14 protein-coding genes and 4 tRNA genes are annotated in these 15,982 nt (G+C 42.5%); 5 read left to right on the forward strand and 13 right to left on the reverse strand.

Going from position 1 to position 15,982, the window contains the following annotated elements; all coding sequences use genetic code 11:
- Position 1: 1 nt before the first annotated feature.
- From M5E07_RS14565 to tpiA, 10 genes are all read right to left on the reverse strand, one after another.
- Positions 2-406: a ribosome-binding factor A gene (locus M5E07_RS14565; RefSeq protein WP_116758767.1), complete on the reverse strand. Its 405-nt coding sequence runs from the start codon at positions 404-406 to the stop codon at positions 2-4.
- Complete coding sequence (gene infB, locus M5E07_RS14570; protein WP_116758768.1) at positions 406-3,099, reverse strand: translation initiation factor IF-2; 2,694 nt, start codon at positions 3,097-3,099, stop codon at positions 406-408. The genes M5E07_RS14565 and infB overlap by 1 nt, the downstream gene beginning before the upstream one ends.
- A gap of 10 nt (positions 3,100-3,109) precedes the next feature.
- A complete protein-coding gene (gene nusA, locus M5E07_RS14575; protein ID WP_116758769.1) occupies positions 3,110-4,594 on the reverse strand; it encodes a transcription termination factor NusA in 1,485 nt (494 codons plus the stop codon).
- A 35-nt stretch (positions 4,595-4,629) separates the two neighbouring features.
- Positions 4,630-5,154 (reverse strand): ribosome maturation factor RimP, encoded by a 525-nt coding sequence (gene rimP / locus M5E07_RS14580; RefSeq protein WP_252220325.1) that lies wholly within the window; start codon positions 5,152-5,154, stop codon positions 4,630-4,632.
- 204 nt (positions 5,155-5,358) lie between these two features.
- Positions 5,359-5,435: transfer RNA gene (locus M5E07_RS14585), tRNA-Met, on the reverse strand.
- A gap of 95 nt (positions 5,436-5,530) precedes the next feature.
- Positions 5,531-5,607 (reverse strand) — tRNA-Met (locus M5E07_RS14590).
- 71 nt (positions 5,608-5,678) lie between these two features.
- A tRNA-Met gene (locus M5E07_RS14595) sits at positions 5,679-5,755 on the reverse strand.
- Positions 5,756-5,803: 48 nt separating this feature from the next.
- Positions 5,804-5,888, reverse strand: a tRNA-Leu gene (locus M5E07_RS14600).
- Positions 5,889-5,941: 53 nt separating this feature from the next.
- On the reverse strand, positions 5,942-6,271 hold the full coding sequence (gene secG / locus M5E07_RS14605; protein ID WP_116758771.1) for a preprotein translocase subunit SecG: 330 nt from the start codon (positions 6,269-6,271) through the stop codon (positions 5,942-5,944).
- A 13-nt stretch (positions 6,272-6,284) separates the two neighbouring features.
- On the reverse strand, positions 6,285-7,076 hold the full coding sequence (gene tpiA, locus M5E07_RS14610) for a triose-phosphate isomerase (RefSeq protein WP_252220328.1): 792 nt from the start codon (positions 7,074-7,076) through the stop codon (positions 6,285-6,287).
- 280 nt (positions 7,077-7,356) lie between these two features.
- On the opposite strand from tpiA, the gene pilB reads away from it, so the two are divergent.
- From pilB to coaE, 4 genes are read left to right on the forward strand one after another with little or no spacing between them, the layout of a single operon-like run.
- Positions 7,357-9,063 carry a type IV-A pilus assembly ATPase PilB gene (gene pilB, locus M5E07_RS14615; protein WP_116758773.1) on the forward strand — a complete coding sequence of 569 codons (1,707 nt, stop codon included), beginning with the start codon at positions 7,357-7,359 and terminating at the stop codon, positions 9,061-9,063.
- 28 nt (positions 9,064-9,091) lie between these two features.
- Positions 9,092-10,318 (forward strand): type II secretion system F family protein, encoded by a 1,227-nt coding sequence (locus M5E07_RS14620; RefSeq protein WP_252220331.1) that lies wholly within the window; start codon positions 9,092-9,094, stop codon positions 10,316-10,318.
- Positions 10,318-11,178: a prepilin peptidase gene (locus tag M5E07_RS14625; RefSeq protein WP_252220334.1), complete on the forward strand. Its 861-nt coding sequence runs from the start codon at positions 10,318-10,320 to the stop codon at positions 11,176-11,178. Before M5E07_RS14620 ends, M5E07_RS14625 begins: the two co-directional genes overlap by 1 nt.
- Positions 11,179-11,180: 2 nt before the next feature.
- Complete coding sequence (gene coaE, locus M5E07_RS14630; protein WP_252220337.1) at positions 11,181-11,798, forward strand: dephospho-CoA kinase; 618 nt, start codon at positions 11,181-11,183, stop codon at positions 11,796-11,798.
- Here the strand turns inward: coaE and M5E07_RS14635 are convergent.
- The 3 genes from M5E07_RS14635 to ppnP form a co-directional block, all read right to left on the reverse strand.
- Entirely contained in the window at positions 11,795-12,712 is a 918-nt protein-coding gene (locus M5E07_RS14635; protein ID WP_116758777.1) for a DMT family transporter, read from the reverse strand. The genes coaE and M5E07_RS14635 overlap by 4 nt on opposite strands.
- Before the next feature lie 34 nt (positions 12,713-12,746).
- Positions 12,747-13,499, reverse strand: a complete 753-nt coding sequence (gene rlmB / locus M5E07_RS14640) for a 23S rRNA (guanosine(2251)-2'-O)-methyltransferase RlmB (RefSeq protein WP_116758778.1) — start codon at positions 13,497-13,499, stop codon at positions 12,747-12,749.
- Between the two features lie 136 nt (positions 13,500-13,635).
- On the reverse strand, positions 13,636-13,959 hold the full coding sequence (gene ppnP, locus M5E07_RS14645; RefSeq protein ID WP_016168405.1) for a pyrimidine/purine nucleoside phosphorylase: 324 nt from the start codon (positions 13,957-13,959) through the stop codon (positions 13,636-13,638).
- 328 nt (positions 13,960-14,287) lie between these two features.
- On the opposite strand from ppnP, the gene recN reads away from it, so the two are divergent.
- Positions 14,288-15,949 carry a DNA repair protein RecN gene (gene recN, locus M5E07_RS14650; protein ID WP_252220340.1) on the forward strand — a complete coding sequence of 554 codons (1,662 nt, stop codon included), beginning with the start codon at positions 14,288-14,290 and terminating at the stop codon, positions 15,947-15,949.
- The last annotated feature ends 33 nt before the right edge of the window (positions 15,950-15,982 follow it).

Genomic DNA, 15,982 nt, shown 5'->3' on the forward strand with positions numbered 1-15,982 from the left:
CTTATTCATCATCTTGTTTTGCTTCAGCAGCAGGTAAATCCTTCACTGCTTCTGCAATCAGACCAAACATATAGTTACCATAAGCATTGGTCTTGTCATAATGGAAACGTAAACGTGGCGTAATACGTGTCTTAATACGACGACCCAGTTCATGGCGTAAGAAACCTGATGCTTTATTTAAGACATCCAAAGTTTCTTTATTTGCCACTGCACTTTGCTCATCGCCAAGCTCACGCCCCATTACGGTGACATAGACTTCTGCATAGCCTAGATCTGGGCTGACCTTCACCGCCGAGATGGTCACAAGACCACCCAAGCGTGGATCTTTCAGCTCTTGGCGGATTAACTCAGACAACTCACGTTGAACTGTATCTGCCATTCGCTTAAGACGCTGACTACCCGCCATTAAAGACTCCGTTTAATCAGTTGAACATCATAGACTTCGATTTTATCTTTAACTTTGATGTCTTTATAACCTTTCACCGCAAGACCACATTCCATACCTGCACGAACCTCTTCAACCACGTCTTTATAACGACGAAGAGATTCAAGCTCGCCTTGGAACACAACCACGTCATCACGTAATACGCGAATCGGTTTATTACGGTGTAACATACCCTCAAGTACCATACAGCCTGCTGCTGCACCAAACTTACTTGAGTGGAACACTTCACGTACTTCAGCCACACCCAGAATCGTTTCACGGTGTTCTGGAGCAAGCTTACCGCTCATCGCTGCTTTCACATCATCAATCAATTGATAGATGATTGAGTAGTAACGAATATCGATACCATCTGCATCCGCTTTTTGACGCGCAGTGTTGTCTGCACGGACGTTAAAGCCCAGTAATACGGCTTCAGAAGATTCAGCCAAAGTTACGTCAGACTCAGTGATTGCACCTACGCCTGAACCAATGATACGAACTTTCACCTCATCTGTTGCAAGTTCAGCAAGCGCAACATGTAATGCTTCCAAAGTACCACGTACATCAGTTTTCAATACCACATTGACGATAGGCACATCTTTCTTGCCCATAGACGCCATGATATTTTCAAGACGCATTGCACTTTGACGCTCAAGACGCTTTTGACGCTCACGATCCATACGCGCATCAGCAACTTCACGTGCTTTCTTCTCATCACTGACAACAAGAACTTCATCACCCGCCATTGGCGCTTCTGGTAGACCTAAGATTTCCACTGGAATCGAAGGACCTGCAGATTGAATACGTTGACCATTTTCATCCGTCATTGCACGAACGCGACCGTAAGATGCACCCGCAAGAACAAGGTCACCTACTTTCAGTGTACCGTTTTGAACAAGGATAGACGTTACCGCACCACGGCTATTGTCAACACGTGCTTCAATCACCACACCTTGTGCAGCACCTTCTTCAGATGCTTTCAACTCAAGCAATTCAGCTTGGATTGAAATAAGATCTAGAAGCTCATCGATACCTTGACCAGAATGTGCTGAAACCATTGCAACAGGTACATCACCGCCCCATTGTTCAGGCACGATTTCTTTTACTGTCAATTCGTTCAATACGCGATCTGGATCAGCAGATTCTTTATCCATCTTGTTGATTGCAACAATGATTGGTGTGCCCGCTGCACGCGCATGATCAATTGCTTCCGCAGTTTGTGGCATTACACCATCATCTGCTGCTACAACAAGAACCACGATATCAGTCGCTTTCGCACCACGTGAACGCATTGCCGTAAATGCAGCATGTCCAGGAGTATCAAGGAAAGTGATCATACCTTTTTCAGTTGTAACGTGGTAAGCACCGATATGCTGTGTGATACCGCCCGCTTCACCTTGAGCAACTTTTGCACGACGAATACGGTCAAGAAGCGATGTTTTACCATGGTCAACGTGACCCATGATTGTCACCACTGGTGCACGAGTAGATTGAACACCACGCGCGCCTTCAGCAGCTTCAAGTAAGTTATCTTCCGCTTGCGTATCAGATACAAGAACAGGGTTATGACCCATTTCTTCTACGATTAATGCCGCAATTTCTTGATCAATTGCTTGGTTTTGTGTAACCAACTCACCCATTTTCATGAGCGATTTAATTACTTCACGTACTTTAATCGCCATTTTTGCTGCAAGATCTGCAACAACAATGGTTGAACCAATTTCAACATCATAAACTTGCTTTTTAACAGGTTTTTCAAAGCCATGTTTATTTGCAGTACTGGTTTTCAAACCACGTTTATGTGAGTTATCACGGAAAGATTGCTCTTCGCCACGACGACCACCTTTCTTCGGTGCACGTGCACCTGGTGTATTGGCACCACGTTTGATGTCACGGTCTTCTTTCGCAAATGAATCTTCATATGCTTGACCAACAAGACCCGCAGCAAGAGGAGAATCATCCACTACACGAATGGTCGCCGTTGCATCTTCGTTTGAATACTTAGATGCCATTTGACGCATTTGTTCAAGTGTACGTTGCTGCGCTTCTTCAGCTGCTTTACGACGTGCTGCTTCTTCAGTTGCTTTTAATTGAGCTGCTTGTGCTTCACGCGCTTTCTTCTGCTCAGGAGTTTCAATCACTTTAATTTGTGCTTTAACTACTGGCTTGTTTGTCGATTTACGCTTCACCACAACAGCTGCTTTTGCTGTTTCTTGCTTGGTGGTTTCTTGCTTAGCTGCAGCACGCATTGCTTCTAAGTTTGCAGCCGCTTTATTTGCCACTGGACTTTCAGCCGTTGCTTTAGGTTCAACAGTCTTACGTGTCTGTTGTTCTGCTTGTGCTTTCGCCAAAGCTTCTGCTTTGATTTGTTCAGGATCAGGCTTGGTAAATGTATGCTTCTTGCGAACTTCTACATTAATAGTTTTTGCCTTACCTGAGGTACTTGCTACTTTAGCCGTACCTGTAGTTTTACGTTTCAACGTGATTTGTCCTGCTTGCCCTACGTCCTGACCATGAACTTTCTTCAAATGGTTAACGAGGGTATCTTGTTGTTCAGTAGAAATAATGTCGTCAGCTTTACGTTGCGGTAAACCTGCATCGCGAACCTGCTCTAGGAGCTTGTCTACAGGACGTCCTACGCTGAGTGCTAACTCTTGAATCGACTTGTCCGTCATCTATTACCTCCTAGTTAAACCATGATTCACGCGCTTTCATAATTAATTGACCCGCTTGCTCAGCCCCTAAACCTTCAATATCTGAGATATCGTCAGTCGCTTGGTCTGCCAAGTCATCAACAGTCACTACTCCGCGTGCAGCCAATGCATACGCGATTTCTTGTGTCATTCCTTCCATTGCAAGAAGTTCAGCACTTGGGTCTTGGATATTTTCTTGCTGTTGTAGTGCATCTGCCAATGCCAATTCTTTGGCACGACTTTGCAACAATTCAACAGTTTCAGCATCCAACTCAATTTCATCAAATGTTTCAGCTGGAACATAAGCAATTTCTTCAAGAGAAGTAAAGCCCATATCCACCAACGCCATTGCCAAATCTTCTTCAATATCTAGACGTGATACAAATAAGTCTAAGTATTGTTGTGCTTCATTTTGCTGACGTGCATGATATTCTTCTTCAAGCATCATGTTTAGTTTATAACCAGTCAGTTCAGAAGCTAAACGTACGTTTTGGCCTTGAGAACCAATCGCACGCGCTAGTTGATCGCTAGTTGCGAAAATAATGTCCGCAGTACGCTCTTCTTCATCAATCACAATACCAGATACGTCTGCAGGCTCTAATGCGCTTGCAATGTATTGTGCTGGATCATCAGACCATACTACTACATCAATACGCTCACCATTCAACTCCTGTTGAACTGCTTGAATACGCGTACCACGCATACCAATACAAGCACCTACAGGGTCAATACGATGATCATTGGTTTTCACTGCAATTTTAGCACGCACACCAGGTTGACGCGCTGCGGCTTTAATCTCAATGATTTCTTCAGAAATTTCAGGAATTTCTTTTTTCATCAAAGCCATGAGCATTTCAGGACGTGCACGTGACAATAACAATTGCGCACCACGACCTTCACGATTCACGTTAAACAAAATCGCATTTACGCGTTGTTTTGGACGTAAAATTTCTTTTGCGATCATTTCTTCACGCGCAAGATATGCTTCAGCATTATCACCAAGGTCAATAATGAAACCATCTTTGGTTTGCTTTTTCACTTCGCCGTAAATTAGCTCGCCTACTTTAGATTCGTAAGCATCAGCAACTAAAGCACGCTCAGCTTCACGAATCTTCTGTACGATCACTTGCTTAGCAATTTGCGCTGCAATACGACCGAAGTCAATTGAAGGCACTTCAAGCTCACGAATGTCACCAATCGACCATTTCGCAGGATCGACGTCAGAAATAGCATCTTGGCATGCAGGCATTTCATGATCTTCATCTGCAACCACTTCCCATTGACGGAAAGTACTATAGTCACCAGTTTTACGATCAATCTCTACACGGAGACGCGCTTCTTCAGAATTCGTGCCTTCATAGAATTTCTTTTTCGTCGCTGCAACGAGAGCTTGTTCAAGCGCTTCGAAAATTGCTTCGCGACCTACACCTTTTTCGTTACTAACCGTTTCAACGACGGTAAGGATTTCGCGTGCCATAAGCCACCTATTTGTTCAGATTCTTATAAATTGAATTAATCTTGATAAACCAGATTTGCTTTGTCGATATTGTTACTATCAATTTCAAGCACTTGTTGCTTTTCTACTTCAACCTGAATCACTTCATTTTCCATATCTACCGCAACCAATTTCGCTTGAAATTTGCGACGATTTTCAACAGCACTGATCAGGCGTAAAGCAACTTGTTGACCAATATATGCCGGCATCTGCTCCAATTGGAAAAATGGACGATCCCACCCTGGAGAAGACACCTCAAGTGCATACTCACCAGAAATTGGGTCATGAACATCAAGCATAGCACCCACTTGTTGAGTGACACGCACACAGTCTTGTACGCCAATACCACGGCCAAGCTCAAGCTCACCGTCTTCACTAATCATTGGTTCTACATTTTCATCAACAGCTTTGTCAATATAGATACGCAATAACGAACGTTTGCCCTGAGGGACAAATTCAATCCCCCATAGATCTACATTACAAGCTTGCACTGCAGGAGCGATTAAATCTTGGAGTGCTTGGGTTTTATTTGATAACTTCATTTACTCTCGTCATTTTGTGCGATTTAATGGCCGTGTTGACCGATGAAACAGACCCACTACAGTGAAGCATGACTATTTGACCAATTGATGTCGACACTACACGATAGCCAATAAAAAAGGGCGCAATCGCCCCAATTATTACACAGAAAACCAATGTCCACTGTGCAAAAAGGCCCACCTTGTTGTGAGCCTCTTTTAGAAACTTGGTAGCGGGAGCTGGATTTGAACCAACGACCTTCGGGTTATGAGCCCGACGAGCTACCAGACTGCTCCATCCCGCATCAACGTGCAAAAATTATATACAAATATGAAATATTTTTCAATCTAAATCTAAATACTTCATACCTGCTCTGATTTAGTTGCACCTAAATCAAATTGGTAGCGGGAGCTGGATTTGAACCAACGACCTTCGGGTTATGAGCCCGACGAGCTACCAGACTGCTCCATCCCGCAACAAAACGCAAAATTTCTTAATTTAATCACTTAAATTACTTATTTTAGTTTGCTTCTAAAATAAGGTTGATTGGTAGCGGGAGCTGGATTTGAACCAACGACCTTCGGGTTATGAGCCCGACGAGCTACCAGACTGCTCCATCCCGCATCAACAGATTTGCCGCATACACCAACTTAATCTTCTGGATTCATAAGTTGGTGCGGAAGGGGGGACTTGAACCCCCACGCCCGAAAGCACTACCACCTCAAGGTAGCGTGTCTACCAATTCCACCACCACCGCAGCTGTGACGAATTCTAGTAGCATCACCACAAAAAAGAAAGGATTAATTCTAATTATTCACTCGTTTTAGGTGCAGATGGCGAAGTTTCACCCAAATTGGTTGTTGCTGGTGCTGTTGTCTGTACAGATTTCAAGCTATACGCTTCTGTGGTTTGCTGTTTTGCGAATACTGCCAGCGTTAAACTGGTAATAAAGAATAAGGCTGTCAAAATCGCAGTTAGGCGTGTTAAGAAGTTACCTGAACCTGACGCACCAAAAACCGTTGCAGCGCCACCGCCACCAAAAGAGGCACCTGCATCTGCGCCCTTACCATGCTGTACAAGAATCAAACCGATCATTAACACGGCAAGAATAATATGCACCACCAGCACAAAAGTATGCATGATGAACTCCTCGTTATTTTGTATGCGCAAAGGCCTGAGCGATTTGATAAAAAGATGCAGCATTCAAAGATGCTCCACCCACTAAGGCGCCATTAATATCTGGACAGGCCGCTAACTCTACTGCATTTTCTGGCTTAACACTACCACCATATAAAATTGGCATTGTGCTACCTAGTGTTGTGAGCTGTTTTAAACCTTCACGAATTTTAGCATGCATGTTTTGTGCATCTTCTGGTGATGCGGTCTTCCCAGTACCAATAGCCCAAATTGGCTCATAAGCAATCACAATCTGCTGCCACTGCTCTGCTGTAACGCAACTTGCAATATCACAGATCTGTTGTAATACCACTTGATCAGCTTGACCATTCTCTCGCTGTTCAAGGCTTTCACCGACACAATAAATGACCGTTAAACCTTCTGCCAAGGCATGCTTTACTTTTTCGCGAATGACTTGTGGATGATCACCAAAAAATTCACGGCGCTCTGAATGACCAATCAATACATGTTCAATTGCACTATCTTTTAATAAAGTCGCACTGACCTCACCTGTATACGCCCCAGTTCCCGGCATACGAGAAACATCTTGCGCAACCACATGAACAGCACAGCTCGCTTGTTTTAATTCGTCTTTTACGAGATGTAGTGCGATTGAAATCGGTGCAACTGCCAAATGACATTGCGCTGGAGAAATTTCATTCTTATTCAATAATTCTTTAAATTCATTTATAAGTTGTTTGGCATTCACCTGCATTGGATTCATTTTCCAATTCCCTACAACCCAAGGTGTGATCGTCGAATCCGACATACTTAACCCATTCACAAAACAATTGATTTAAACGGCGACATTCTACACGGAATTCCGTATTGAGAAGATAATTTTCTTGACAGTTTAGTATTAACTTCACTTTTTTATATTTTTTTCAGTCATTAAAATGGCAAAAAATATCAGTTTCATTAGACTGGTTCATGCTTTTGATTAATAGTTAGTGAAATACAACACTTTCAGATATGGTATTTTTATACAACAAAAGTATAATTTTACAATACCAATTATAAACAATTTAATTGAAGTAGGCATTGAGCGAATGACAGCACTACAAGGTTCTCCACGATTCACAGGTTTTATTCGCCGTTTGGTCGAAGATGGAATCGTTTCTACTGAAAACATGCAGACTGCTGTTAGCAGTGCAAAGAAAGCAAACCAAGATATTGTCCCTTATTTAATTGAGAATTTAAAACTCAAACCCATTGTCATTGCCGAAAAAATTTCTGAAGAGTTTGGTGAGCCGTTATTTGATCTTTCGACTTATGACTCTGCTCATATTTTAAGAGATGTCGTTGAAGACAAACTGATTACCAAATTCCGCGTTTTGCCCATTTTTCGACGTGGGCATCAACTCTTTGTAGCCACCAGCAATCCGACGCATATAGATGCTATGGATGCCATGCGTTTCAACAGTAAGCTCAGCATTGAAGCAATTATTGTTGAACATGACAAATTAGAAAAAATTATTGAACAAAATTATGCCGCAGAAAGTACCTTTGAGTTTGATGATGACTTTGAATTGCATGTCCATGAAGAGCATACAGATCAAGAAGACAACGATGATCAACCTCAAGAAGATGAGGCCCCGATTGTTAAATATATCAATAAATTATTGATTGATGCGATACGCATGGGTGCATCGGACTTACATTTTGAACCGTATGAAAAAGTGTATCGTGTACGCTACCGTGTAGATGGTGTTTTACGCCAGATTGCTACGCCTCCATTACAGTTAGCCAACCGTCTTGCTTCACGTTTAAAGGTTATGTCTCAAATGGACATTGCTGAAAAACGTGTGCCTCAAGATGGACGGATTAAACTTAAAATATCAAAAACGAAAGCCATCGATTTTCGTGTCAACTCACTGCCGACACTTTTTGGTGAAAAAATTGTGTTGCGTATTTTAGATCCTTCGAGTGCAATGCTGGGTATTGATGCCTTAGGTTATGAACCTGAACAAAAAGCTTTATTTATGGAAGCTCTGGAAAAACCACAAGGGATGCTGCTCATCACAGGTCCCACAGGTTCAGGTAAAACGGTTTCTCTCTATACTGGTCTGAATATTCTCAACAAAGAAGATACCAATATTTCAACCGCTGAAGATCCTGTCGAAATTAACTTGGAAGGTATTAATCAGGTTAACGTGAACAATAAAGTTGGTCTAACCTTCTCAGCCGCATTAAAGTCTTTCTTACGACAAGATCCAGACATTGTCATGGTCGGTGAGATCCGAGACTTAGAAACTGCTGAAATTGCGATTAAAGCCGCGCAAACGGGGCATATGGTGATGTCTACCCTACATACCAATAGCGCACCAGAAACCCTGACTCGTTTAAGAAATATGGGGGTCCCTTCCTTTAATATTGCAACCTCTGTAAACTTAGTGATTGCACAACGACTTGCTCGACGACTCTGTCCACAGTGTAAAGTCCCTACTGAAGTACCCAAAAATAGTTTGTTAGAAATGGGCTTTAGCGAACAAGAGATACAACAGCCAGATTTCAAAATTTTTCAACCTGTCGGTTGTTCAGAATGTCGAGATGGCTATAAAGGGCGTGTGGGGATCTATGAAGTAATGAAAATTACATCTGAAATATCCAAGATTATTATGGAAGATGGTAATGCAATTCAAATTGCAGAAGCATCGGCAAAATTGGGGTTTAATAATCTACGTCTTTCAGGTTTAAAGAAGGTCATGCAAGGGGTAACTTCACTACAAGAAGTCAATCGTGTGACCAGCGAATAAAGTACGTATTTAAAATAAGGATAAACGCATGGCTGTCAAAAAAGCACAGATGATGCCAACCTTCAGTTATGAAGGAGTTGACCGCAAAGGGGCAAAAATTAAAGGGGAACTCCCTGCACGGAATATGGCTTTAGCTAAAGTCACATTACGTAAGCAAGGGGTTGCCATTAAGACCATTCGAGAAAAGCGAAAAAATATTCTTGAAGGTTTGTTAAAAAAGAAAGTCAGCACACTAGATATCACCATTTTCACACGCCAATTGGCCACCATGATGAAAGCGGGTGTACCTTTGGTACAAAGCTTTGAAATTGTGGCCGAGGGCTTAGAAAACCCAGCAATGCGAGAAGTGGTTTTGGGCATTAAAGGCGAAGTTGAAGGCGGTAATACCTTTGCTGGTGCGCTAAAAAAATACCCCCTGTACTTTGACAATTTATTTTGCTCTTTGGTCGAATCTGGCGAACAATCAGGCGCGCTTGAAACTATGTTGGATCGTGTCGCAATTTATAAAGAAAAAAGCGAACTCCTAAAACAAAAAATCAAAAAAGCCATGAAATATCCGCTCACTGTAATTTGTGTGGCTGTAATTGTAACCATTATTCTAATGGTGAAAGTTGTTCCTGTATTTGAAAGCGTATTCTCTTCTTTCGGTGCAGATCTTCCAGCCTTTACCAAAATGGTCGTGAATATGTCAGAGTGGATGCAAAAATACTGGTTCATTCTAATTATCGCGATTGGAGTCTTGATTGCTGTATTTCTTGAAGCAAAAAAACGGAGTAAAAAATTCCGCGACTTTTTGGATAAAGCGGCATTAAAGGCTCCTATTTTTGGTGATCTGGTTTATAAAGCCATTATCGCGCGTTACAGCCGTACTTTAGCCACGACCTTTGCTGCCGGCGTTCCACTGATTGATGCTTTAGAATCAACTGCTGGTGCCACCAATAACGTGGTCTATGAGCAAGCAGTACTTAAAATCCGAGATGATGTTGCGACTGGGCAACAGTTGCAATTTGCCATGCGGGTCACGGATAAATTTCCTGCTATGGCGGTACAAATGGTTGCCATTGGTGAGGAATCAGGTGCACTGGATGCCATGTTAGATAAAGTCGCGACACATTATGAAAATGAAGTCGATAATGCCGTTGATGGCTTAACATCAATGATGGAACCCTTAATCATGGCGGTTCTTGGGGTCCTTGTCGGTGGTCTGGTCATTGCCATGTATCTTCCAATCTTCCAAATGGGTTCTGTGGTTTAATGCAAGATTTACTCGATTATTTTATTCAAAACCCAACTGCACTTTATGTCGCAGTTGGGATTTTTAGTTTATGCATTGGTAGTTTTTTAAACGTTGTCATTTATCGCACTCCCAAAATGATGGAGCAAGAATGGCATCAAGACTGTCAACTACTCTTACATCCTGAACAAGCCATTTTGGATGAGAAAAAACTCAGTCTCAGCCAGCCAGCTTCAACCTGTCCGAAATGTAAGAAACCTATTCGTTGGTATCAGAATATTCCTGTCATTAGCTGGTTAGTATTACGTGGTAAATGTGGAACCTGTAACAATCCCATCAGTATTCGCTATCCTTTGGTTGAATTACTGACTGCCATCTGTGCTTTGACAGTCGTCGCGGTCTATGGTCCCACCTTACAAATGTTGTTTGGTTTGATTCTCACCTATACATTAATCGCACTAACATTTATTGATTTCGATACCCAACTTTTACCTGATCGTTATACCTTGCCATTGGCAGCTTTAGGACTGGGGATTAACAGCTATTCCATTTATACCTCTCCAAGTGTTGCTATTTGGGGCTATATCATTGGTTTTCTTTGCCTTTGGATTGTGTATTACCTGTTTAAAATTATTACAGGTAAAGAAGGCATGGGCTATGGTGACTTTAAATTACTGGCTGCTTTAGGGGCTTGGATGGGTCCGTTGCTGCTACCATTGATCATATTACTGTCTTCACTGGTCGGTGCGATCATCGGAATTATTCTGCTTAAAATCCGTAAAGAAAATCAACCTTTTGCTTTTGGCCCCTATATTGCCATCGCGGGTTGGGTTGCCTTTTTATGGGGTGAACAGATTATGAAAGTTTATCTAGGACAATGAGCATGCAAGCTCCATTCATTCTTGGTCTTACAGGTGGAATTGGTAGCGGGAAATCCGCTGCCAGCCATTGGTTTGAAACACAAGGCATTCAAGTGGTCGATGCCGATATTGTCGCGCGTGAAGTGGTCGAACCGAATCAGCCTGCCTTACATGCCATTCAAGCAGCCTTTGGCGACTGGGTACTCGATAAAACAGGTGCACTCAATCGTAAAGCCTTACGTGAACATATCTTTCAACATGCTGATGCGCGTAAAACCCTGGAAAGCATCACCCACCCTGCTATTCGACAATCGATTCTTCAGCAATTGCAGAATGCCACCAGTCCTTATGTGATTCTGGTCTCACCACTACTACTAGAGACCAATCAACACGAGTTGACTGATCGTGTCTTATTAATTGATGCATCGGAAGACTTACAGATTGAACGCGCCAGCCAAAGAGATCGACAAAGTATTCAGCAGATCCGACAGATTATTCAAGCACAAATGCCACGAATGCAAAAACAACAGCTAGCGCATGATATTGTGCTCAATGATGGTCATCTCAGCCATCTTTATGCACATCTTGAACCTTTACATCAGAAATATTTAAGCATGGCACAGCAAAAGCAGTCAGTTTAAGATGACCTCTTTTGCTGATCGAGTTGCGCTTGCAAGGTGTCTTTACGTAACCAACGCCACGGCTGCAAAGCCCCAATTCCCATCCCCAGCAAACCGCACATAATTGCCAAACTTAACGGTTCATGCAATAAAGGCACAGCCAGAATCGCAGCAATAAATGGCGCCAAAGTCACAATACTGCCCGCCTTAAATGCACCGAGTCGCTTGATTGCTTCGACGTAAGTCAGCGTTGCAACAATCACTACAAAAATGCCATGGAAAAGTGTTTGCAACAACAAATGCATCGGTTCTGGTTGATCGAGATGTTTCGGTAAAAATAACAAATAGATAGGCAAATAGATAATTGCAGACCAAATCGCGACACTCGCCATGGAATGCCAAGCGGAAAGTTTCCATTGCCGCAATAGAACCGTAAAAATCCCCCACCAGATTGCACTCAAGAGAAACAGTAAGTCACCAAAACCAAAAGCAACCCCTGTTTCCTGATACATCAAATAAGACATTGAGCCAATTGCGGTCAGCATAATAGCTAAACTCAACCATGTATGGCGATCAAAAGGTTGTTTAAACAGTAAATACGCCGCGATTGCAGTACATAGTGGTAAACAACCATTCAAGAAAATGGCTGCATGTGCCGCAGGAACATAATGAAATGCACTATATGACGTTAAACAGTACGCCACACCCCCGATAAGTGCCAAAATGATCGGTTGTTTATGCCATAAAAAAGCAGTGTCTTTTTTATAAATTAAAATCGGCATTAAAATGCAAAACGCCAGTGCAAAACGCAGTGCAGTGATATCCCACGCACTGATATGCCATTGTGCACTTAAACGAGAAGCCAAAGTAAATCCGCCCCAAATGCACATGGTAATGGCAACAAACAAATAGCCTTTGGAGCGGTGTGAAATCATCTTTACAACAATATGCTAAGCAATAAAAAGTAAATTAAACGCTTTGACGTTGGCGACATGCTTCATAGAGTGCCATGCCTGTTGCCACACTCACATTCAAACTTTGTAAGTTGCCCGCCATCGGAATATAAACGGTTTGATCACATTGAGACTGGGTAATTGGACGCAGGCCTGTATCTTCAGCACCCATCACCACACATACCGCGGTTCCAGTAAAATCGAACTGCTGTAATGGAAGTGCTTTCTCATCGAGCATGGTCCCCACCACACGCACATTAAACTCATCTTTAATTTGCGCTAAAGTCCGTGCCAAATTGGTCACTTGAATAAATTTAACTTTTTCAGCACCACCCGCCGCAACTTTACGTGCTGTCGGGGTCAAACTTGCAGAACGATCACGTGGCACAATTACTGCTTCCACACCCATGGCAGCCGCAGTACGAATACATGCACCTAGGTTATGTGGATCGGTGACTTGGTCTAACCCCAGCAATAAACAATTTGGTGATTGCTTCAGTAAGGCTTCCAGATCTTTTTCATTTAAAATTGGATTAGGGCGAACAGCGGCCACGACCCCTTGGTGAAATGGCAAGCCAGCCATTTTTTCTAATCGATCCCGACCTGTTTGTTGCACACTAATACCAAAAGGTTCAGCCAACTCAAGTACACGTTTTAAACGTTGGTCATCACGCCCTTTCAAGGTGAACAAAGTTAGAACACGTTCAGGCTCCAATTCTAAGAGCGACTCTACTGAATGAACGCCATAATAATATTCAGGTTTTGCCATGAACAACCTCGAGTAAGCAAAAAGATAGGGAGAAACTACAAACAGAAAATCCTGCAAAGTTGCCTTTACAGGATTTTAACTTAAGCCATAGTTTAACTGATTTTCGTTAAAATAGCTTTGCTTATCCGTCCTAGACTTAGCCTTCTAAATGGCATACATAGTCTAAAACTTCATCTGTTTCAATTTTAAAACGGCTATTGCCAGGTACATAAAATGATTGCCCTGCACGGAACAATTCACTTTCTTCACTATCCGCAATTTTTACACGGCACTCACCAGAAATAATTTCCATACGCTCAGGCACATGTGTTTCAAACGTTAAGGCTTGTTCAGTTGGAAGAATAACGCCTAGGGTTTTTTTGGTTCCATCTTCAAATTGAACGGTATGGCTAATGCATAATCCACCAAAGTAAACGTTCGATTTTTTGATAACTGATACATGATCAAACTGAGCTGACATGCGTATTCTCCAGATGATGCGGATAAATATCTTAATGATTGATGTAGTTTAAATAGGCAATAGCAACTAATCAATCGGTGTTTATCTGTAAACAGCATTTTTACTAGAAAACCTAGAGTCACACTTTTACAGCCCCATTTTAACTGAAAAATTGTATATGATTGATGCTTGAGACTCAAATTGCTTTAGTCTTAAATCTTTACTATGCAATTGAAAAATTTACGCTAATATAGAATCCAACACAGTTTCAGCACAGACTAAAACTTGTGAGAATTAAAAAATTTGACTATCTTACAGAAACCAAACTTTTCGCAGCTTGGACGCGTTTATGCTGACACATTTAACTCTCATCAACTTTGCCTTAGCTGATCACTTAGCCATTGATATTGATCAAGGTTTTAATGTTCTTACGGGTGAAACTGGTGCAGGAAAATCATTATTACTGGATGCGCTTTCAGCCAGCTTAGGCGACCGCACAGACACCAATTATGTGCGCTATGGTGCAGATAAGGCCGATATTACCGCCGTGTTTAGTTATGAACAGCATAGCCCCGAAGCCTCTTGGTTACAGCAACATGAGTTAGATGATGATTCAGGCGAAATCCATTTAAGACGCGTCATCTTCGCTACAGGTCGCAGTAAAGCTTGGATTAATGGTCGTCCCAGCAGTTTGTCTGAACTCAAAGAGTTAGGGCGACTTCTGGTTCAACTCTATAGTCAGCACAGTCAACAGCAACTTTTAGAGCCACCTTATCCGAAGCACTGGCTTGATCGTTACAGTAATTTTGCGCAACCTGCACAACAAGTCAAAGAAGCCTATTCAAATTGGCAGCAAACCATTCGTCAGCATCAAGCTGCACTCGATGCCCAAGCCAGCCGTAAACAACGTATTGCAACCCTTGAATTACAACTCGAAGAATTAGAAGAAGTGATTCAATTGGCATATAAAGAGATTGAACAGGAGTTCGACCGACTCAGTCATCATGAACACATCATGCAAGATTGTAGTTATGCCTTAAATACCCTGGATGAAGCTGAGCAGAATATCAATCAGGAATTGTCTGTGCTCATTCGTCGCTTAGAGTCTCATGCGGGACGCAGCGAACAATTGGCAGAAATACATAACTCCATTCTGAATGCGCAAAGCGAATTGGAAGATGCAACGGCAAATTTACGTCAGTTTATTGACCGTCAGAGCTATGACCCTGAGCGCATGGAAGAATTAAATGCTCAACTTGAGGTGTTCCATCGTTTTGCCCGTAAATACCGCACCCAACCAGAAGCTTTAAATCAGGAATACCAAGGCTGGCAAGCAGAGCTAGCACAGTTACATGCCCTAGAAGACCCTGAAACTTTAGCCGAACAAGTCGAACTGGCACATCAGGACTTTTTAGCGAAAGCGCAACATCTAGATGAAATCCGACGTGCGGCAGCAACACCATTGGCCAAACAATTGACCGAACAAGTGAAGCAACTGGCGCTGCCTGAAGCCCATTTTGAATTTAAGTTTGAACCGCTAGAACAAGCTTCTGCCGATGGACTAAGCTTTATCCAGCTTTTATTTACTGCCAATAAAGGCATTCCAGCACAACCTCTGGCGCGTGTGGCTTCGGGTGGTGAGTTGTCTCGTATTGCCCTCGTGATGCAAGTCATGAATGCCGAAAAAACTGAAGCCGAGGTCTTGGTCTTTGACGAAATTGATGTGGGGATCAGTGGCGGAACTGCGGAAATTGTAGGGCGTCTACTGGCTGATTTAGCACAACATGTGCAAATTCTCTGTATTACTCATCAGGCGCAAGTGGCAGCTCAGTCAGATCAGCATTTACTGGTGAAAAAACAGCAAACCGATCCTGCCAGCAGCACCATTATTTCACTCGAAGAACCGCAGCGGATTTTGGAATTGGCACGGATGACAGGTGGTGTTGAAATTAGTGAAACTACGCTACAACACGCAAAACAACTCCGACAATTAAAATTCCAGCCCGTCTAAATTTAAGATCAAAGCTGTAAAAAAAGATTGGTG

The sequence above is a fragment of the Acinetobacter tibetensis genome (genome assembly GCF_023824315.1).
GTDB lineage: Bacteria > Pseudomonadota > Gammaproteobacteria > Pseudomonadales > Moraxellaceae > Acinetobacter > Acinetobacter tibetensis.